Origin of the sequence: Exiguobacterium sp. s150 (assembly GCF_018618435.1) — a bacterium.
GTDB lineage: Bacteria > Bacillota > Bacilli > Exiguobacteriales > Exiguobacteriaceae > Exiguobacterium > Exiguobacterium alkaliphilum.
Window position 1 is genome coordinate 1 of record NZ_JACSMC010000040.1, and the last position, 20,952, is coordinate 20,952.

Annotated in this window: 18 protein-coding genes and 4 pseudogenes; 11 read left to right on the plus strand and 11 right to left on the minus strand. The window is 38.9% G+C overall.

Annotated features, from left to right (window positions below; translation table 11 throughout):
• Positions 1–154 precede the first annotated feature (154 nt).
• The 4 genes and pseudogenes from KNP76_RS14145 to KNP76_RS14160 all read right to left on the minus strand — a co-directional run.
• Positions 155–532, minus strand: a complete 378-nt coding sequence (locus tag KNP76_RS14145) for a DUF6262 family protein (protein ID WP_000361059.1) — start codon at positions 530–532, stop codon at positions 155–157.
• 6 nt (positions 533–538) lie between these two features.
• A pseudogene (locus KNP76_RS14150) lies at positions 539–1,558 on the minus strand (site-specific integrase); the annotation flags it as partial.
• Entirely contained in the window at positions 1,536–3,101 is a 1,566-nt protein-coding gene (locus KNP76_RS14155) for a tyrosine-type recombinase/integrase (RefSeq protein ID WP_214844892.1), read from the minus strand. The pseudogene KNP76_RS14150 and the gene KNP76_RS14155, both read right to left, overlap by 23 nt.
• Positions 3,098–3,682, minus strand: a pseudogene (locus tag KNP76_RS14160) (tyrosine-type recombinase/integrase); the annotation flags it as partial. The gene KNP76_RS14155 and the pseudogene KNP76_RS14160, both read right to left, overlap by 4 nt.
• Positions 3,683–4,216: 534 nt before the next feature.
• On the opposite strand from KNP76_RS14160, the gene KNP76_RS14165 reads away from it, so the two are divergent.
• Positions 4,217–5,317, plus strand: a complete 1,101-nt coding sequence (locus tag KNP76_RS14165) for a transposase (RefSeq protein ID WP_214844893.1) — start codon at positions 4,217–4,219, stop codon at positions 5,315–5,317.
• Positions 5,318–5,439: 122 nt separating this feature from the next.
• On the opposite strand, the gene istB is transcribed toward KNP76_RS14165, so the two are convergent.
• A complete protein-coding gene (gene istB / locus KNP76_RS14170; protein WP_214844894.1) occupies positions 5,440–6,156 on the minus strand; it encodes an IS21-like element helper ATPase IstB in 717 nt (238 codons plus the stop codon).
• Positions 6,153–7,589 carry an IS21 family transposase gene (gene istA, locus KNP76_RS14175; protein WP_214844895.1) on the minus strand — a complete coding sequence of 479 codons (1,437 nt, stop codon included), beginning with the start codon at positions 7,587–7,589 and terminating at the stop codon, positions 6,153–6,155. The genes istB and istA overlap by 4 nt, the downstream gene beginning before the upstream one ends.
• Positions 7,590–8,244: 655 nt before the next feature.
• Between istA and KNP76_RS14180 the strand changes: the two genes are divergently transcribed.
• The 6 genes from KNP76_RS14180 to bleO all read left to right on the plus strand — a co-directional run bounded on the left by KNP76_RS14180 (position 8,245) and on the right by bleO (position 13,181).
• The gene (locus KNP76_RS14180; protein WP_214844893.1) at positions 8,245–9,345 is read left to right on the plus strand and encodes a transposase; all 1,101 of its coding nucleotides are present in this window, start codon (positions 8,245–8,247) and stop codon (positions 9,343–9,345) included.
• A gap of 57 nt (positions 9,346–9,402) precedes the next feature.
• Entirely contained in the window at positions 9,403–10,614 is a 1,212-nt protein-coding gene (locus KNP76_RS14185) for a winged helix-turn-helix transcriptional regulator (RefSeq protein ID WP_214844896.1), read from the plus strand.
• Positions 10,615–10,693: 79 nt separating this feature from the next.
• The gene (locus tag KNP76_RS14190; RefSeq protein ID WP_020277966.1) at positions 10,694–11,194 is read left to right on the plus strand and encodes a DUF536 domain-containing protein; all 501 of its coding nucleotides are present in this window, start codon (positions 10,694–10,696) and stop codon (positions 11,192–11,194) included.
• Positions 11,195–11,216: 22 nt separating this feature from the next.
• On the plus strand, positions 11,217–11,630 hold the full coding sequence (locus tag KNP76_RS14195) for an adenine-specific methyltransferase EcoRI family protein (RefSeq protein WP_214844897.1): 414 nt from the start codon (positions 11,217–11,219) through the stop codon (positions 11,628–11,630).
• A 168-nt stretch (positions 11,631–11,798) separates the two neighbouring features.
• Positions 11,799–12,560: an aminoglycoside O-nucleotidyltransferase ANT(4')-Ia gene (gene aadD1, locus KNP76_RS14200; RefSeq protein WP_001014230.1), complete on the plus strand. Its 762-nt coding sequence runs from the start codon at positions 11,799–11,801 to the stop codon at positions 12,558–12,560.
• Between the two features lie 216 nt (positions 12,561–12,776).
• The gene (bleO, locus tag KNP76_RS14205; RefSeq protein ID WP_001242578.1) at positions 12,777–13,181 is read left to right on the plus strand and encodes a bleomycin binding protein; all 405 of its coding nucleotides are present in this window, start codon (positions 12,777–12,779) and stop codon (positions 13,179–13,181) included.
• Positions 13,182–13,421: 240 nt separating this feature from the next.
• Here bleO and thyX read toward each other — a convergent pair whose 3' ends face one another.
• The 5 genes and pseudogenes from thyX to KNP76_RS16115 form a co-directional block, all read right to left on the minus strand.
• On the minus strand, positions 13,422–14,129 hold the full coding sequence (gene thyX / locus KNP76_RS14210; RefSeq protein ID WP_012655891.1) for an FAD-dependent thymidylate synthase: 708 nt from the start codon (positions 14,127–14,129) through the stop codon (positions 13,422–13,424).
• Positions 14,126–14,620, minus strand: coding sequence for a trimethoprim-resistant dihydrofolate reductase DfrE (gene dfrE / locus KNP76_RS14215; RefSeq protein WP_012655890.1), 495 nt, complete (start codon positions 14,618–14,620; stop codon positions 14,126–14,128). The genes thyX and dfrE overlap by 4 nt, the downstream gene beginning before the upstream one ends.
• Positions 14,621–14,700: 80 nt before the next feature.
• Complete coding sequence (locus KNP76_RS14220; protein ID WP_024127800.1) at positions 14,701–15,276, minus strand: recombinase family protein; 576 nt, start codon at positions 15,274–15,276, stop codon at positions 14,701–14,703.
• Between the two features lie 275 nt (positions 15,277–15,551).
• On the minus strand, positions 15,552–16,928 hold the full coding sequence (gene tet(L), locus KNP76_RS14225) for a tetracycline efflux MFS transporter Tet(L) (protein ID WP_024127799.1): 1,377 nt from the start codon (positions 16,926–16,928) through the stop codon (positions 15,552–15,554).
• A 36-nt stretch (positions 16,929–16,964) separates the two neighbouring features.
• Positions 16,965–17,024: pseudogene (locus KNP76_RS16115) on the minus strand (tetracycline resistance efflux system leader peptide); the annotation flags it as partial.
• A 304-nt stretch (positions 17,025–17,328) separates the two neighbouring features.
• On the opposite strand from KNP76_RS16115, the gene KNP76_RS14235 reads away from it, so the two are divergent.
• The 4 genes and pseudogenes from KNP76_RS14235 to KNP76_RS14250 all read left to right on the plus strand — a co-directional run.
• Positions 17,329–17,883, plus strand: coding sequence for a recombinase family protein (locus tag KNP76_RS14235; RefSeq protein ID WP_173057573.1), 555 nt, complete (start codon positions 17,329–17,331; stop codon positions 17,881–17,883).
• 19 nt (positions 17,884–17,902) lie between these two features.
• Positions 17,903–19,351, plus strand: a complete 1,449-nt coding sequence (locus tag KNP76_RS14240; RefSeq protein WP_200230939.1) for a Mu transposase C-terminal domain-containing protein — start codon at positions 17,903–17,905, stop codon at positions 19,349–19,351.
• Positions 19,344–20,156 carry an AAA family ATPase gene (locus KNP76_RS14245; RefSeq protein WP_024127797.1) on the plus strand — a complete coding sequence of 271 codons (813 nt, stop codon included), beginning with the start codon at positions 19,344–19,346 and terminating at the stop codon, positions 20,154–20,156. The genes KNP76_RS14240 and KNP76_RS14245 overlap by 8 nt, the downstream gene beginning before the upstream one ends.
• A 129-nt stretch (positions 20,157–20,285) precedes the next feature.
• Positions 20,286–20,618, plus strand: a pseudogene (locus tag KNP76_RS14250) (DNA cytosine methyltransferase); the annotation flags it as partial.
• Between the last annotated feature and the right edge of the window lie 334 nt (positions 20,619–20,952).

Sequence of the window (20,952 nt, forward strand, 5' to 3'; positions counted from 1 at the left end):
CCCTCATCTGAAGGCTTGAGCAAAACAGAAATGGACTGCGCTCGCACAAGCACTTCAGAATCCCACTGCTTTAGCTGTGGGAGTGTCAATGTTCAATAAAGCTGACCGTTAGCGTTTAAGTACATCCTTTCACAATTTGTCTACAGATTAATAATTATTCTTTATTATACAGATCTCCATATAATTTTTGAATTTGGTTCTGTAATTTTTTATTTTCTTTTTCTAATTCCATTACTCTTCTTTTTAAGGTTTTAATAAGGATTTCCTCCGAACGAGAACTTTTCTTGGGTTTTGAGACTACATTTGCTGTTATTTGACGCTCACGAAGGGATTCGATTCTTTGCCTAATATCGTGTTCCTTATAAAGCCATGATTTAGAAACATTAGCTTCCTTTGCTATTGAATTAAAATTAATAACTTTACCTTCAATCGAAAATTTAGAAATCGCTTTGTCTACTTTTTCCCTTGTCTTTTTTGATTTCTGCTTCGCCAAACGTACAATTTCTGTTGTATTTCTAACTTGTTTATCCATTGATAATTACCCCGTCAAACTTCCAATGATTTGTTCTAAACGCTCTTTAACACGGCTATTAGTCTCTACTTGTCTTTGCCATTGTTTATCCTTAGCTATGGCTAATAACTCTTCTGTACGCTCTAACTGTTCTTCGTGCTGTGGTAAGAATTGCTTACTGGTACAGAAGTGAGTGCAATCTAAGCATGCATTCGCATGTGGACAACCACCTGCTACTACTGGCAATCTACAATAACCATTTGGAAGCACTTGTGCATTTATATTTTTCTTGAACCATTGAAGCTCTACATCATCGACTTCATTATCTTCATCTAGATCAAGCACATCTCCATTATTGGTAACCAGTTTTTCCTGAAATTTAGTAAATTCATTTTTTAGAGTTTCATCAAAGATATGAGCGTATCTGCTTGTCATTTCTGGGCTTTCATGCCCCAAAAATTTCTGCACAATATGCTGGGGCATCCCGTTGTTAATCATTCTTGTTCCTACTGTATGGCGAAAGGCATGGGCATGGAATCTATAAATCTCACCTGATTTATCCACTATATTTTGCTCATAAGCTAATTTATTTAACTCACCTCTAAATGTTTCTTGTTTTAATGGCGATCCATCTTTTCTTGGAAAGAGGTATTCACTATCTGGAAATTCCTCTGAAACTTTATCTTCCCGAACTTTAATAAGTAAAGCTACCTCTTTAGATATTGGAACTATATGCTCCTTTTTCATTTTCCATTGATAATACTTTAAAAAGAAATCTCCATCTTTGTCCTCTAATAGACAGCCTTTTTTCAAGGTGCACAATTCACTTATCCTCATTCCACATTCTTGAACAATCATAGTCATCGTAGCTATATATTCGGGTAATTTATCAAGATGACTGTTCAATTGCTCTAGGACGAATTCATCTATAAAGCGTGGTTTTGCTCTTGGTATTTTCGGATAGTCCTCAGAATAAATTAATATTTTGGAAGGAACATCATCCCATTCTAGCCTAAGAAGGGTACTAAATAGTCCTTCCAACTTTGAATTTTGTAAATTCAGCTTTAAGGGTTTCATCAAAAATATGAGCATATCTGCTTGTCATTTCAGGACTTTCATGACCCAAAAACTTTTGTACAATATGCTGCGGTACTCCGTTATTAATCATTCTTGTTCCTACTGTATGGCGAAAGGCATGGGCATGGAATCTATAAATCTCGCCTGATTTATCGACTATTTTTTGCTCATAAGCTAATTTGTTTAACTCGTCTCTAAATGTTTCTTGTTTTAATGGCGATCCATCTTTTCTTGGAAAGAGGTATTCACTATCTGGAAACTCCCATGAAACTTTATCTTCCCGAACTTTAATCAATAAAGCTACCTCTTTTGATATTGGAACTATATGCTCCTTTTTCATTTTCCATTGATAATACTTTAAAAAGTAATCTCCATCTTTGTCCTCTAATAGACAACCTTTTTTCAAGGTGCACAATTCGCTTATCCTCATCCCACATTCTTGGACTATCATAGTCATCGTAGCTATATATTCGGGTAATTTATCAAGATGACTGTTCAATTGCTCCAGAACGTATTCATCTATAAAACGAGGTTTTGCTCTCGGTATTTTGGGATAGTCTTCTGGATAGATTAACACCTTGGAAGGAATATCATTCCATTCTAGCCTTAGAAGGGTACTAAATAGTCCTTCCAATATAGAGATCCTCCCATTTATTGTGCTAGGCTTTATCCCCATCATATTTAATTCGCTTAAATATGCTTCAATTTCCATTCTCGTTAATTGGTTTATTCTCTGAACGTGTTTAAAATTCATGTCCAAGAAATTAAAGAACTCTTTAAGTTTTTGGGCGATATCACATACATAGGAAAAGCTATCCGTATTTAATCTCAATTTACAATATCTTTTTACGAGTTGTTTAAAATACGTATTGCGAACCCCTTTAAAGTTAATTACATATTCATATTGTGTCGGATTAACCTTATCATCTGGCAAAGGTAACTTACGTCTATCCCAAATGTCTTTATCCCACTCCTCCCCATCAAAATAAAAGTCCTCATAAAACTCCATAAATTGTTTTAGATTAGTAACATAGTAAGAATTAGCTTTTACAGGTGTTTTTTCTTGATTAGCAGTAATCTTATAATTAGTAGTAGTAATTCTAACACCCTGTTTTGTCAAATATGTTCTATACTCCGTCATTGCTTTTTCAATAGGAACTTCAGTAATTGAAGTAATGCTGGGATACTTTAAATCTAAAAAATCTAACATTTTATTAATTACTGTTCCTTTTCTAATCCAGACAGTTTTTGCATTCCATATTCCATTGTTTAAATGGTAAAAATAAAAATATTTCAATTCTGTTCTTAACCACAGATTTTTAACACGTTCAAAACGAACCCAACGATTTCTTAAAGCAGGATTCTTACTTAATTCTATGGCAGAAGGATGTGGACATTTTCTTATATCCCAACTATTATTAGCCCAAAACCCTTGCATTTCTTCATTCATTACAGCTATTTTTTTGCTGATCTCACTCTGACTGATAATTTTCCTTTTACTAGAAGCATTCATTTCTTATGCTCCTTTCTCTCAAGGTATTTATTAAACTCATTTTTCATATCCTGATCTGAAAGATGAACATAGGTATTTAACGTTGTCTGAACATGTGCGTGACCTAATCTCTTTTGAATGAACGCAACATCCCATCCTTCCCTAATTAGCTGCGTTGCGTGAGTGTGGCGAAGCATATGCGATGTAAATTCTATTCCAGTCCTTTTAACTATTCTTCTAACTAGATCAAGAACACTTTGGTACTTTAGTGGTTTCCCAAAATAGCCTTCTTTTAAGGAAATAAAAACATAATCATGCTCCAATTCCTCACTATACTCATATACCAAGTAATCTGTATAAAGTGACATCAGTTCTTTACTCACATGTATTGTTCTTTCCTTCCTTAATTTAATATAAGCTTCATTTACATTAACATCTCTAGGTGTTAAATGGATTTGATTGTCCCAAGTGGCAATATCTTCAAGCCTAAGCGATAACACTTCACCGATTCTTAAACCACCCTCATACATAAGCATTAAAATTAATTTATCTCTTTTCGTATGACAAGCATCAATAATTTGCTTAACTTCCTCTGATTGTATTTTGCAATACAAATGTGGTTCTTACGCAATGTTGGTGAGGTAGTGATGCCGACATTATGGGAATAAAATCAAAAAGGATTGATTCCCATGAACGAGTTGGAGTTCTTGGATGATCGACTGTGCGTCACGAGTGCTCACTCACACGACGGGGTGAGACATTGTGCCGCTCGTCTCATATCCAGCGGTGCATGCTGTCCAGACTGCGGTCGGTTTTGTCACCGGCGTCACAGTTTCACGACACGGCGGCTAAAAGACTTCTCAGGAATACATCAGGTTTTCCGTCTGAACATTCAAGTACCGAAATGGTTCTGCGACAACTCAAGATGCCAACGTTCCATCTTTACAGAGCGATTGCCGTGGGCCATTTCTTATTCGCGGAGAACGCTCCGTACGGAGCGTGTGCTGTCCACTTTAATGTTGGCCATGAGTGCGAAGGAAGCCGAGCGTGTCACGACCGTCCTAGGTTTTCGAATCAGTCACGACACGCTACTCAGGGTGCTACGACGCGTGCCCGTCCCGAGCCCCTGTGCTGAGGTGATCGGCATTGATGACTTCGCCTTCAAAAAGGGGCACCGATACGGGACCATCATCTGCGACGCGACAACCCATCGTCCCATCGACCTGCTGCGGACCCGCGAAGCAGACATGTTGAAGGATTGGCTTGTGAATCTGGAGAAACGGCCTATCCGCGCATCGGTCGATCGATTCCCAGCCTATCAAGAGGCATTGCTCGACCAGGACATCGTAGTGGTGAGCGACCGCTTCCACCTCGTAGATAACCTATGGCGATGCCTTAATTCGATATGCCAGCGTGTCATCCCCTCTCGAATCCCTGTAAATCCGAAAGGTGCCGTATCATACGCTTTGAAACCGCAACATCCGACTGGACCCGAGAACGAGACAAAACGACCATTGGTCGAAAAGGTTCAAAGCATGCACCGCCAAGGGATGAGTCTGAATGCGATCGCCCAAATGCTCAGCTTGAATTGGAGGACCGTCAAAAAATACAGTGACCCGGCTTACGAACCCTCCCCGCCAAAACGACAAAGACCTCACTTGATTGATCGTTTCATGCCACAATTGAGGGAATGTGTCCGAAATCGATACACACTCCAGGAAACGGACGCTCATCTGAGACAATTAGGTTACAGAGGCTCGTTTGGCGCGGTCCGTCACCGTTCACGTGACGTTCGGAGGGAGGGTCTTCCCGAACCCCAGGTTTTCGTATCGCGCAAGGATGCCTGTCGTCTACTCTGGCAATGGCCTGTCACTAGGCCGGATGACACCATCGATGTCTCGTACCTGTTGGTCCGTTACGAAGACCTCGCCATCCCGTTCTGTTTCATTCAAGGATTTCGGGAAGCTATTCGGGAACGGGACGCAGGACATCTCCTTTCGTTGATCACCAATCCACAAGTCACATCACATCCTGGACTGAAGCGTTTCGTGGGTCGCCTCAAACAAAATGTAGAGGTGATCCTGGCGGCCTGTCAGTTTGAAGAAAGCAACGGTTACGTGGAAGGAAACGTCAATCGTCTAAAGATGTTGAAGCGACTCATGTATGGAAGGGGAAATTTTGATTTGCTCAGGATACGGGTACTTTGTCGAAATCCCGAGCCGAGCTGTGCTCACTGATATTGCAAAAAAATGAGCGACCACCTTCGGGCAATTGCTCGTCATCGTTCACCAACATTGCGTAAGAACCACAAATGTGCACAATAATGCAACGAAAAGTACAGAACTTTGCCAGCTAGGTTTTAGTGTTTCGACAACGCATGCGTGACGCGATAACTGTCACCTGTGAAATTTAGTATGTGAGCGTGATGGATGACGCGATCGACCAGTGCTGCCGTTAGGCGCGCGTCGCCAAAGATGCGATTCCATTGGCTGAACTCAAGGTTGGACGTGATGATTAGGCTCTTTCGCTCGTACCAGTCGGTGATGAGATGGAACAGGAGTTCCGCAGATTCTTTTGTGAGAGGAATGTATCCCATTTCGTCCAAAATGATAAGGTCTGCCGATTCGAGACGTGAATGGAAGCTGCTCAGTTTCCCATCCCGCCAGGCCTTGTTGAGTTGCTCTACGAGCTCGGAAACCCGGAAGAACCTCACCTCATAACCTTTGTGACAAGCTTCTCTCCCGAGACCGATGGCCAAATGGGTCTTTCCCGTTCCCGGGGACCCTGTCAGAACGACGTTCTGTGAATGCTCGACGAAATTCAATGAGGTCAGTTCGTCCTTATCTAAATGCTTCGGAAAGTAGATATGATTGCCCCAATGATAGTCGTCGAGTGACTTGTTGTTGATGAATTTCGCCTTTTTGATAAACCGTTGCGCCTTCGCTTCTTCGCGGAGGCGTATTTCCATAGAGAAAAGTTCCATAAGAAATTTTTCAGGAGATTCCGTTGGAATCGATTCATAGATTTCGGCGACGTAGGCAAGGCGGAGCGACTTGCACATTTCTTTTAGGCTCATGCGGTGCCACCTCCTCCCCACGGCCGGTTTAGGCTATCATACTTGCTCCAGTCCACATCATAAGGGTGATTCTCAACCACGGCTGGGTCGTCGTCCTCACTCAGTAGCTCGTATAGGCGTTCATTGATCTCGAGGATCGGATACAATGCGAGTTTGGCTCGGATCCAGCCCAGTCGTTCCTGCCGGACGAGTAAGTTCGGCACGCCCAGGTACTCTTTGATTCTACCCGGCAGGTATTCGGAATAACGGGAGTGCCCGAAGCTTCTCGGCTTCTTGTGCCAAGTACTGATGATGTTTTCCCACGGGAGCGCACGTTTTGTCATCATGTAAGGTCGTTTTTCTTCGTAGAGGATTTCTCCGTAAAGTGAGAGAATCTTCATCGAATCCCATCTTAGGATGGCGCGTACTTGCCCATGACGAGACCCTGAAGGAATCAAGACTTTCGTCTTATCGATCGTTATTTCGCCGTACTTGTTCACCTTGAACAGTTCTTCCTTGAAGACGGGGAAGTCTTCTTGAGGTAATCGCAATAGATGTCTCTGCTCTTTTTCGAACAGCTCACGGATCAGCACATGCTTTTCGTAATGGACTCGCTCCATGTCGTCCCGTAGGGAAACTGCGAGCTGTCGGTTCATCGAATCGTAATCATGCATGACAGGGGCCGGGACAAGAAAGTTGTATCGAACGTATCCGACCTTGTTCTCGACACTTCCTTTCTCGTTCCCGCTGTAAGGATTACAGCTTTGGACTTGGAATCCATAATGAGCCATGAACTGCAGGAAAGCATCGGTATAGATCGCCTCTTCCCTCGTCGTTCGCGGTTGGATGACTGCGGCGGGGAGATTATCGATTCTGAGCTGTTGCGGCACACCGCCGATTTCTTCAAAAAGCATTTTGAGTCCCGTCAGGAAGCACTCTTGGTTTTCTGCGGGGAGGGCGACGGCTGCCGTACGGTTGCTGAAGGGCAGACTCATGACGAGGCACTTCACATCGACCGCATGACTATCTTTGACGACTTCCATCGTCCCGAAATCCACCTGCGCCTCACCCGGAGGGTGCTGCAGTCGTTCATGCCTTGTGTCGTTTTCCTCTTCGCTTGTCATATGCCAGCTCTTGATGAAATTGCACACCGTTCGATAAGAGCCCTCGAATCCGTTCGCCACCAGAGTTTCATAAATCTTTTTATTCGTTCGTCTCAACTTTTTCTGAAGCATCTGATCCTCGGTCAACCAATCCTCGACCATCTCGCCCCATTTCGTTCCGTACATCATGCCCCTCTTGGGGCGAATGGTTTCGCTTGGCAATTGAGCTGAATCCGCGTATTTTTTTACTGTTCTCCAATTGAGGTCTAGATTTTTAGCGATTCGATTGATTGAATGTGATTTGTGGTTTCTGAGAAATTTGATACAATTGATATCGGACATTGCTAGCATTCCTTCCATCTCCTAACGTTCTTGTGTCGCAACTTAAACGTTAGGGTGAGATTATGGTTGCTGGCAAGTCCTTTTTCTTTTCAAAAATAGGAGTGCAGAGTTGTGTACGTTTCCGTTGCACACTTCTGCACTCCTATGGTTCTTACGCAATGTTGGTGAGGTAGTGATGCCGACATTATGGGAATAAAATCAAAAAGGATTGATTCCCATGAACGAGTTGGAGTTCTTGGATGATCGACTGTGCGTCACGAGTGCTCACTCACACGACGGGGTGAGACATTGTGCCGCTCGTCTCATATCCAGCGGTGCATGCTGTCCAGACTGCGGTCGGTTTTGTCACCGGCGTCACAGTTTCACGACACGGCGGCTAAAAGACTTCTCAGGAATACATCAGGTTTTCCGTCTGAACATTCAAGTACCGAAATGGTTCTGCGACAACTCAAGATGCCAACGTTCCATCTTTACAGAGCGATTGCCGTGGGCCATTTCTTATTCGCGGAGAACGCTCCGTACGGAGCGTGTGCTGTCCACTTTAATGTTGGCCATGAGTGCGAAGGAAGCCGAGCGTGTCACGACCGTCCTAGGTTTTCGAATCAGTCACGACACGCTACTCAGGGTGCTACGACGCGTGCCCGTCCCGAGCCCCTGTGCTGAGGTGATCGGCATTGATGACTTCGCCTTCAAAAAGGGGCACCGATACGGGACCATCATCTGCGACGCGACAACCCATCGTCCCATCGACCTGCTGCGGACCCGCGAAGCAGACATGTTGAAGGATTGGCTTGTGAATCTGGAGAAACGGCCTATCCGCGCATCGGTCGATCGATTCCCAGCCTATCAAGAGGCATTGCTCGACCAGGACATCGTAGTGGTGAGCGACCGCTTCCACCTCGTAGATAACCTATGGCGATGCCTTAATTCGATATGCCAGCGTGTCATCCCCTCTCGAATCCCTGTAAATCCGAAAGGTGCCGTATCATACGCTTTGAAACCGCAACATCCGACTGGACCCGAGAACGAGACAAAACGACCATTGGTCGAAAAGGTTCAAAGCATGCACCGCCAAGGGATGAGTCTGAATGCGATCGCCCAAATGCTCAGCTTGAATTGGAGGACCGTCAAAAAATACAGTGACCCGGCTTACGAACCCTCCCCGCCAAAACGACAAAGACCTCACTTGATTGATCGTTTCATGCCACAATTGAGGGAATGTGTCCGAAATCGATACACACTCCAGGAAACGGACGCTCATCTGAGACAATTAGGTTACAGAGGCTCGTTTGGCGCGGTCCGTCACCGTTCACGTGACGTTCGGAGGGAGGGTCTTCCCGAACCCCAGGTTTTCGTATCGCGCAAGGATGCCTGTCGTCTACTCTGGCAATGGCCTGTCACTAGGCCGGATGACACCATCGATGTCTCGTACCTGTTGGTCCGTTACGAAGACCTCGCCATCCCGTTCTGTTTCATTCAAGGATTTCGGGAAGCTATTCGGGAACGGGACGCAGGACATCTCCTTTCGTTGATCACCAATCCACAAGTCACATCACATCCTGGACTGAAGCGTTTCGTGGGTCGCCTCAAACAAAATGTAGAGGTGATCCTGGCGGCCTGTCAGTTTGAAGAAAGCAACGGTTACGTGGAAGGAAACGTCAATCGTCTAAAGATGTTGAAGCGACTCATGTATGGAAGGGGAAATTTTGATTTGCTCAGGATACGGGTACTTTGTCGAAATCCCGAGCCGAGCTGTGCTCACTGATATTGCAAAAAAATGAGCGACCACCTTCGGGCAATTGCTCGTCATCGTTCACCAACATTGCGTAAGAACCACTCCTATTTTGCACTACACAAAGATGAAGGCACAGAAAGGAAGTTAAGAAGAAGAATAATGCTTAATGATACCTGGGAAGAAGACTATAGAGATTTTGTAGAGGATAATCCTATGACTTTATGTTCAGGTTTAGCTTATAGAGGTCGTATAAATCGCTTAGAGTATTCTCAACAGATGAATGCTTTGGTGTTTGACCTTGATGCAGTAGGTAAAAATGAGTTAATTAATTTCTTTTCAAGAATAGGAAAAAAGCCAGGGCTAAGAACGCTTCCTCAGCCGACTTTTATTGTAATGAGTGGTACAGGTCTCCATATTTACTATGTATTTAAAGAACCTATTGCTTTATATCCAAATATTAAGCTTCAAATGAAGCAGTTAAAGTATGATTTAACCTTTAAAATGTGGGAGTATAAGGCAACTTCTCAAGAAAAACAGATACAGTATCAGTCAATCAATCAAGGTTTTAGAATGGTTGGTTCTAGAAATGATAAATATGACTTACCAGTAAAGGCTTTTAAAACTGGAGAGAGAGTTACTTTAGATTATATTAATTCTTATGCAGATGAAGAAAAAAATAGAGTAGATATAAATAAGCGATTTAGACCAACTCAATATAGTTTAGAAGAAGCAGAAGAGAAGTTTCCTGAGTGGTATGAGAGAGTAATTGTTCAAGGAGATAAGAGAGCTAAAAGATGGGATATAAAGAGAGATCTTTATGATTGGTGGTTAAGACAGTCTTATAAAGTTAAAGGTGGACATCGTTATTTTTATTTGATGTGTATGGCAATTTATGCTGTAAAGTGTAATATTCCAAAAAATGAAGTTCGAGAAGATATGTATAAAATTTTTGATGAATTAAAGGAAATAGAACATTCTAATCCTTTAGAAGAAGATGATATTAAATCAGCTTTAGAAACCTATGACAGACAATATTATAATTTTACCATTGATGACATTGTAAAATTAACAGATATCCCTATTGAAAAAAACAAAAGAAATTATAGAAAACAAGATCAACATTTAAAACTTGCAAGAGGACAATTAGAATTACTTAAAGAGATGGGAGAAGTAGAAGTAGGTAGACCTTCAAAAGAGAGTCTTGTTAGGGAATATTTAGAAGATAATCCTGAGCATTCTCCAACAGAAATAGCTAGAAATTTAGGAATCAGTCGTACAACAGTTTATAAATATATTTAGTGGAGTGTACAGCACTGTACAACAGCGTACAACGATTTGTACAGCATTACGATAGAATGATTTATAAGTGAGGTGGCATATGAAGGAGAAAATTTATACAATAAAAAACTTATGTGATGAATTAAATCAACCAAGACAAAAAGTAAGAAGAAGACTTGAAAAGCTTGAAATTAAAGCAATTAATAAAGATACAAGAATTTATGAAAATGAATCTCTGGAGTATGATCACCAAGCCTTTTTGAAATTAGCAGAAGAATTTGATGTACGAATTGACAATAAAGAGTGTACAGCAAGTGTACAACAGCGTACAACGAATGAACAGCACCGTACAGCAGAAGAAACAAGCAAAGATAAACTGATAAAGGTACTAGAAGAGCAGTTAGAAGAAGCGAATAAATCAAGAGCAAATTTAGAAAAACTTTTAGATCAACAACAACAATTAACTTTGATTTCTAATAGAAAAATAGAAGCATTAAAACTAGAATTTGAAAAAAAGGAAATGGAAAAAAAAGTTGGTAATGGGATAAATAAAAAAGAAAAAACCAAATGGTACGAATTTCTTTTTAAAAAAAAGAATTAAGAAAATAAAAAGGAGAATTAAAATGTCTTTGAAAGCAAATTTAACACAAGCGAAAACAAATAAAAAAGATGAATTCTATACCCAATTAAAAGATATAGAAAATGAATTAAGGCATTATAAAGAACACTTTAAGGGTAAGACAGTATATTGCAATGCTGATGATCCAAGAGTTAGTAATTTTTTTCATTATTTTTCTTATAATTTTGAACATTTAGGACTTAAAAAACTAATAACAACTTGCTATAAGAATCAGGAAATGGACTTATTTTCTATGCACGATCAAGAGAGTGCAATAGCTTTAATTTATGAAGGAGAAAAAGACAATGGGCGAGTACCTACTGTAGAAAATATAGGGATTATTGAATTAAATGGAGATGGATTTTCTATTATTGCAATGTGGAATTGGGAACGGAAAAATTATTTTATTAAAGAGTAGTTCAACAAACGGGCCAGTTTGTTGAAGATTAGATGCTATAATTGTTATTAAAAGGATTGAAGGATGCTTAGGAAGACGAGTTATTAATAGCTGAATAAGAACGGTGCTCTCCAAATATTCTTATTTAGAAAAGCAAATCTAAAATTATCTGAAAAGGGAATGAGAATAGTGAATGGACCAATAATAATGACTAGAGAAGAAAGAATGAAGATTGTTCATGAAATTAAGGAACGAATATTGGATAAATATGGGGATGATGTTAAGGCTATTGGTGTTTATGGCTCTCTTGGTCGTCAGACTGATGGGCCCTATTCGGATATTGAGATGATGTGTGTCATGTCAACAGAGGAAGCAGAGTTCAGCCATGAATGGACAACCGGTGAGTGGAAGGTGGAAGTGAATTTTGATAGCGAAGAGATTCTACTAGATTATGCATCTCAGGTGGAATCAGATTGGCCGCTTACACATGGTCAATTTTTCTCTATTTTGCCGATTTATGATTCAGGTGGATACTTAGAGAAAGTGTATCAAACTGCTAAATCGGTAGAAGCCCAAACGTTCCACGATGCGATTTGTGCCCTTATCGTAGAAGAGCTGTTTGAATATGCAGGCAAATGGCGTAATATTCGTGTGCAAGGACCGACAACATTTCTACCATCCTTGACTGTACAGGTAGCAATGGCAGGTGCCATGTTGATTGGTCTGCATCATCGCATCTGTTATACGACGAGCGCTTCGGTCTTAACTGAAGCAGTTAAGCAATCAGATCTTCCTTCAGGTTATGACCATCTGTGCCAGTTCGTAATGTCTGGTCAACTTTCCGACTCTGAGAAACTTCTGGAATCGCTAGAGAATTTCTGGAATGGGATTCAGGAGTGGACAGAACGACACGGATATATAGTGGATGTGTCAAAACGCATACCATTTTGAACGATGACCTCTAATAATTGTTAATCATGTTGGTTACGTATTTATTAACTTCTCCTAGTATTAGTAATTATCATGGCTGTCATGGCGCATTAACGGAATAAAGGGTGTGCTTAAATCGGGCCATTTTGCGTAATAAGAAAAAGGATTAATTATGAGCGAATTGAATTAATAATAAGGTAATAGATTTACATTAGAAAATGAAAGGGGATTTTATGCGTGAGAATGTTACAGTCTATCCCGGCATTGCCAGTCGGGGATATTAAAAAGAGTATAGGTTTTTATTGCGATAAACTAGGTTTCACTTTGGTTCACCATGAAGATGGATTCGCAGTTCTAATGTGTAATGAGGTTCGGATTCATCTATGGGAGGCAAGTGATGAAGGCTGGCGCTCTCGTAGTAATGATTCACCGGTTTGTACAGGTGCGGAGTCGTTTATTGCTGGTACTGCTAGTTGCCGCATTGAAGTAGAGGGAATTGATGAATTATATCAACATATTAAGCCTTTGGGCATTTTGCACCCCAATACATCATTAAAAGATCAGTGGTGGGATGAACGAGACTTTGCAGTAATTGATCCCGACAACAATTTGATTAGCTTTTTTCAACAAATAAAAAGCTAAAATCTATTATTAATCTGTTCAGCAATCGGGCGCGATTGCTGAATAAAAGATACGAGAGACCTCTCTTGTATCTTTTTTATTTTGAGTGGTTTTGTCCGTTACACTAGAAAACCGAAAGACAATAAAAATTTTATTCTTGGGGTAGCGTCAGGAAAATGCGGATTTACAACGTTAAGGATATCCAAATATAAAAAGCCCAAATTCTTAGCAAAATAGAATTTGAGCTTTTTAGCACATTCATTATATATTTTTCATAAGCTCGTCTATAGCATTTGGATATAATGGTTTACTTAATTCAAGAATAGCCTTTGCATAGTCTTGGATTTCCTTTTGAGCATCATGTTCTAATCTTTGATTTAAAAAATGACAAACTGACTGTAAGGATGCCGTCCAGTACCAACGTACATACATTCCATAAGCAGGAAGGAATAGTCTCGCTTGTTCTGGACATATTCCATCTTCTAGAGCTGATTCATATTTGGCTATTCCTTCGTCAACATATGCCATAAGATCCCTGGTGTATTTATCACCAATTTCCAACGTAACTATTTCACCACTACCTTGCTTAGAATTTTTGGGTTTACTTCTCCATTCTTTACTTGAGGGAATATAAAATGTAGGCTCTTCTGTAATATATCTTCGACTTGATTCATTCCAGGCATCAAAACTATCTCCTGTACCCTCTTGATGAGAGGAACCAATGACATACTTCCACCATTGTCTGGCCACCATTAGTGGTGCATACACTTCATATTGTGCGATTACATGTCTAAATGGAGAAGTATGGCCTTCTCTAGCAAGAAATTTAATTAACTTAACATCTTTATCGTTCAGTTCTTTCGATTCTTTTGCATAAGAAACTCTTGCAGAGTTTACTACAGTTAAATCTGAACCCATATGATTTACAAGGCGAACATAGCCCTTATCTAATACGTTTATAATATTCATTTGATTTGCTCTCCTTTATTTTTTCTTTCGTATGTAAAATATGTATAGGGTATAAACCCTTCTACTTTTTGTTGATAGGTGATTTCAAACTCATCTTTATTAAACATTGGAAAAAAGATATTACCTTCATATTCCTTTTCGATAATAGTTAAATATATTCTATCGGCAAATGGTAACGATTCCTTATATATTTCTCCACCACCTGCAATAAAAATTTCATCTTCTTGTTGTAGTAAATTAAAAGCCCTCTCTAACGATTCTACAGTCAGGCAATTATTATAATTAATATCTTTAGATTTTGAGATAATAATTGTCTTTCTGTTCGGCAGTGGCTGACCAATAGATTCAAATGTCTTTCTACCCATAATTACTGATTTACCCATAGTTAAATCCTTAAATCGAACCTGTTCACCAGGAATCTTCCATGGTATATCCTTATCTTTGCCGATTACGTAATTACTTGAAATTGCAGCAATTAATGAAATGATCATTTTCTTAACTCCCTTTGAAAGAAACTAATTTATTTTATAATGCGGATAAATCAAAAAAACTTTAAAATAGCTCTTCTTCATTAATTGTCTATTTCTAATAGCTTCCTATATAGCGATGCTCTTGACACATTTGTAATTTCACAAATTTGATTTACAGTCATTTTTCCTTCTCTATATAGCTTTACTGCATAATTCATTCCTGCATGATTTTTATGATATTTCTTTAACCTACCTTTAAATTTCCCTTCTTTCTTAGCCAAATCAATCCCTTCACGCTGTCGCATACGTATAAGATCTCGTTCTAACTGATTTACCCCAGCCATAACTGTAATTAAGAATTGGCTGTATGGATTATCTTCTGATAAATCTAGCCATGTATCCTTGATTGATTTTAAACTTGCTTTTTTACTTCGTATTATATCAATCAATTCAAATAAATCCTGCGTACTTCGAGTAATCCGAGTTAAGTCTGTAACATAAATAATGTCACCTTTCTGTAAATCCTCTAACATTTTTTGAAGTTGCTCACGATCCTTTGTTGATCCGGAAACTTTTTCTTCAAAAATAATATCCATTCCGATTTCGTTCAATTGCTGAAATTGCCTTGAAGGATTTTGGCTAGCCGAACTGACACGTATATAACCAATTTTCCGCAAAATATCACCTCGTTTTTGAGACAAGTCTTATGAGACACCCATAACACTGATTCTATCAGCCTTGTCACTTTAGGAGGTAAATTGCGCTTATTTCAAGTGTTATTTTGCACTATAAGTAAATATAAAAAAGCCCAATTTCTTGCATTAAAATTAAGAAATTGGGCTTTTATTGTTGCTCCGGAAAAGCGCCTTTTAATGGAACAAAAAGATTTGAATTCCTGTTATAAAAAAAGGATCAATTTTGAACTCTCTCCCAAAGTTGATCCCTTAACGATTTAGAAATCCCTTTGAGAATGTTTATATACATTCAAGGTAACCAGCCAACTAATGACAATGATTCCTGAAAAAAGTAATAACAAATTACTATACAGATAAGTTGACTGATCAACTTCCATAGGTAACAACCTTTGATCAAGTAAGGGTATGGATAATAAACCACCTACAATTGCAATACCTGTTCCCTCTGATAAAAAGCTGGTAAAGTTAAGCAAACTCATTCCGGCACCAGCTTCCTTTTGTTTCAAACTACTTGAAACAATTGTAGATATAACTGTTTTGGTGAATGACAGCCCACCAAAAACAAAAACTAATATAATTGTCAGTAACCATGGTGTTACTTCTAAAAAAAAGGCAGCAATTAAAAAGCTAACGGAAAGAAATGTAACTCCAATGGTTAACACGTACAATGGACCTTTTCTATCAACAAGTAATCCACCAATGTAACCGAAGATAATAACGCTCATTGTTCCAGGGAAAATAATCACACTGCCAATTGCAGCAGTGCTTAGTTGATGTACATCTTTCATCATGTAAGGAACCATAGAGATAAACCCTGCTACTGTTCCAAATATAATTCCCCCACAAAGAACTCCAATCATAAAAGGTATATTTTTCCCTAATCCGGGATCAACAAAAGGATCTGTTACTTTCCTGATATGTTTTACAAATATCAGGAATGACAGCACGCTAACGATAAGAAAAGAAATGCTATATGATGTTGTAAACAACATAAAAAATACAATGCCTACAGACATTAGTATAATTCCTTTGATATCAAAATGACCTTTTATCCTTACTTCTTTCTTTAATAATTTCATAAGAAACGGAACAGTGATAATTGTTATCATAGGAATGAGTAGAAGATAGGACCAATGAATATAATGGGCTATCATTCCACCAATCGCTGGACCGACTCCTTCTCCCATGGCTACTATCGATCCAATAAGACCAAATGCTTTACCCCTATTTTCCTTTGGAATATAGCGCGCAACTACAACCATTACGAGTGCTGGAAATGCAGCTGCACCAGCCCCTTGAATAAAACGAGCCATAATAAGTAAGGAAAAGAAAGAATGGCCAACAAACCCAATTACCGACCCGAAACAATTTATTATAATTCCAAATAGGAGTAACCTTTTGATGCCTAATTGATCAGATAGCTTTCCATATACAGCTGTTCCAATGGAAAAGGTTAACATAAAGGCTGTGTTCACCCAGTTTGTACTCGCAGGTGGTTTATTAAAATCATTTGCAATATCAGGTAATGAGACGTTCAAAACCATTTCATTTAATACGCTAAAAAAAGATAAAATGCAAAGCCAAATTAAAATTTGGTTGTGTCGTAAATTCGATTGTGAATAGGATGTATTCACATTTCACCCTCCAATAATGAGGGCAGACGTAGTTAATAGGGTTAATGATACGCTTCCCTCTTTTAATTGAACCCTGTTACATTCATTACACTTCATAATTAATTCCTCCTAAACTTGATTAAAACATTTTACCACATATAAACTAAGTTTTAAATTCAGTATTTCATCACTTATACAACAATACGGCCCGATTGCTGAACAAAGTTAAAAGAGCACACATATTATTATTTGTTCCAAAACTCGTCCTTTATTGAACACGCACGTTTTTACTCCCTAAGAGGTAATTTTCACTATTTTATATGTAACATAACTCCGTTCATTAATCTATGTTCACTAACCATCTTCGTTTTAACTTATGTTACAATGAAATTAAAGGTAACATCAGAAAAGAGTGGTTTTAGTGTTAATTGGATATGCACGTGTATCAACAGGATTGCAAAATTTGGATTTACAATCAGATGCTTTAACTCAACATGGTTGTACGAGAATTTTTCACGACAAAATGAGTGGGACAAAAAAGCAACGCCCCGGTTTAGAGGAAGCACTTAGGTATGCACGAGAAGGGGATACCATTGTCGTTTGGCGATTGGATCGACTAGGTCGCAATATGCAAGATTTAATTCAAATAGTGAACAACTTAAATGAGAGAGGTATTGGCTTTCATAGTCTGCAAGAAAACTTAACAATGAACAATAGCAATGCAACGGGGCAATTAATGTTTCACTTGTTCGCAGCGTTTGCGGAATTTGAACGAAATTTGATTGAGGAGCGCTCTGCTGCTGGACGAGCAGCCGCAAAAGCACGTGGGCGTCTAGGTGGACGCCCGGAGAAGTATGGATCAAAAGATATTGAAATGATGAAAGCTTTAATTGAAAGTGGCACACCGATTAAAGATGTTGCGGAAAAGTGGGGTGTGTCTCGCACTACGATTTATCGCTATTTAGAAAAACAATAAATCGGAAAGGTTGATATCTATGACAAATGAACAACCTCCATTAACAGCTTTTTCAGAAGAACAGCGGCAAGCAGCAGTAGTAAAGTATAAAATTATTGCGCCTTATCTTATCGACGGAAAAAGATTAACGGCCATTACAGAAGAAACTGGCATTGCTAAAAGAACGCTACAATACTGGATTCAAGATTATAAAAAATTCGGATTAAAAGGTTTAATTCGAAAAACAAGAAGTGATGATGGCAAAATACATTTAGAATCGGAAGTAGTTTTGGCAATTGAGCAACTGATTTTAAAGTACAGAAGGAATTCACTAACTTCTATTCATCGAATGATTTGTGAGCAATGTCAGAAAAAAGGCTGGCAACAACCGAGTTATTATCAAGTTTATAAGGTATCGCAATCCCTTTCTCCAAGCTTAAAAAAGTTAGCGCTAGATGGTCAAAAAGCATATGACAATCAATATGATTTAATTTACCGACGAGAATCAAGCTATCCCAATGAAATTTGGCAAGCAGATCATACTCCATTAGATATTATAGTTTTAAATGAAAAAGGAAAACCAGAAAGACCTTGGCTAACTATTATTTTAGATGATTACAGTCGTGCAATTGCTGGGTATTTCTTGAGTTTTCAAAATCCCTCTGCCATAAACACATCATTGGTCTTACATCAAGCAATATGGAGGAAAAATAATCCCGATTGGAAAATATGTGGTATACCGGAAATGTTTTATACAGACCATGGAAGTGACTTTACGTCCAACCATTTGGAGCAAGTAGCAATTGATTTGAAAATTAATCTAGTCTTTTCTGCAATTGGTGTTCCAAGAGGACGAGGGAAAATAGAAAGATTCTTTTTAACCGTCAATCAATTGTTTTTGCAAGATTTACCGGGCTACTTGGGAAATCAGACTACTAGCTCACTTCTTACACTTAAGGAACTGGATAAAAAATTACTGAATTTCATCTTATATAATTATCATCATAGGGTTCATAGTACAACAAAAAAAGAACCGATACAGGCGTGGAATAATTCTGGATTCCTTCCCAATATGCCAGAGAGTCTGGAAAGTCTTGATTTATTATTGCTAAATGTAGCAAAACCAAGGAAAGTTCATTCTGACGGGATTCATTTCCAAGGACTTAGATATATAGACACAAATCTAGCTGCATACGTTGGTGAAACAGTCGTTATTCGTTATGATCCGAGAGACATCGCGGAGATTCGAGTGTTTTATCAAGATAAATACCTATGTACTGCTATTTCCCCCGAGATTTCAGATTATACAGTAGATTTAAAGGAGATTGTTTCAGCACGAAATAAAGTACGGAGAAATCTAAAAAAACAACTTGATTCTGGAAAAACAGTTGCAGAAGAAATTGCTTTATCAAAGCAACACGAGCTAGGGAATAAAACGAATGAACCTAATTCTAAAAAGTCGAAACTAAAGAGGTATTTCAATGAATAAAGGGCAAAAATTTATTGAAACAAAAGAATATAAGAGGTTTGCCGAGTTCTGTGATGCATGTATTAAATACAAATATATAGGTATTTGTTATGGATTACCGGGTGTAGGAAAAACATTGTCCTCAAGGTACTTTTCGAATTGGGATTCCATCGAAAAACAAATAGCTTATAAAACAGCAAAAAATATTGACCTAGATGTAGATGAAAAGATACTTGAAGCTAGAACAATTTTTTATACAGCTCCGGCAGTACGAGCGACTAAAATGACTGAACAGATTAATCTTATTGAATCCAGAATGAATATGGTAAGAACTATGTATAAAGTACTTAAAAAAGGAGAGGAAGAAAATTACACCCCTAATGCTTATGAAGATATTGACTTAATTATTGTTGATGAAATAGACAGACTAAAAGTGCAAAATTTAGAACAGCTTAGAGATATCTATGATCGAAATGACTTGGCAATGATATTGATTGGAATGCCTGGCATTGAGAAGCGATTAGCTCGATATCCTCAACTCTACTCTAGAATTGGATTTGCTCATGAATTTGATAAACTAAGTAAAGATGAAACCCATCATATTCTAGAGTATAAATGGGAAGAGTTAGGACTTTCTATAAAGCTTGAAGACTTTTCCGATTATGAAGCAATAACCAGCATAATAAAGATTACTGGAGGGAACTTTAGGCTCATACAAAGACTATTCACTCAAATTGAAAGAATACTTGAAATTAATAAGCTTGAAACAATAACTACGGAAGTTGTTGAAGCCGCACGAGACAGTTTAGTAATCGGAATCAAGTAAATATTAAACCAGAGTAACGATAAAAACCCAATTTCTCAATTTTAATGCTGAGAAATTGGGCTTTTTTATATTTACTTATAGTGCAAAATAACGATTGAAATAAGTGAAAAATAAATCCTAAAGTGACAGAGAGACCTTCCTGAGGAAATCGCAAAAGAATATATGGGTAAGAGCTATTATTCCGGAGGAGGCAGAACCGGTATGGCCAGACGTTTGTCTTGGGATGAGCCTTCTTTGACTTTGACTTGTGCACCAGCACAGAAACAAACCGAACGATGTCACCCGGATGAAACCAGACCCTTCACGGTTCGTGAATATGCGCGTATTCAAAGCTTTCCTGACGATTGGGCGTTTCCGGTCTCGACAGGGAATGCGTATAAGCAGATTGGAAATGCTGTCCCTGTCAAACTAGGCGAAGCGGTCGGTCTTTCTTTAGTTGCATTGTTAAACAGACTATATTGAGTGCAAAAATAACATTGATAATGAATAGAACAAACGGTGACCCCATCTCGAGGTCGCCGTTTTTTAGTACAAAATCTTCATTAGGTACGAATAAGATTGATTTACTCCTTGAACAGGAATAAAATGGTCCTGTGAACTTAAAAAATAGATCACTATTAAATATGAATGATTATTGCATTTAAAATGAGCCACTTGTGCATTCTTCTGAGCCACTCAGTGCGGACACTATACCACTTATACGCTTGATACCTTTTCTCCCCTATACTTGAGATGCATGCCGTCGGCATGACATTGAAGTATGGGGGTTTTGTTTTGATTGATGGTCGCAAGATAC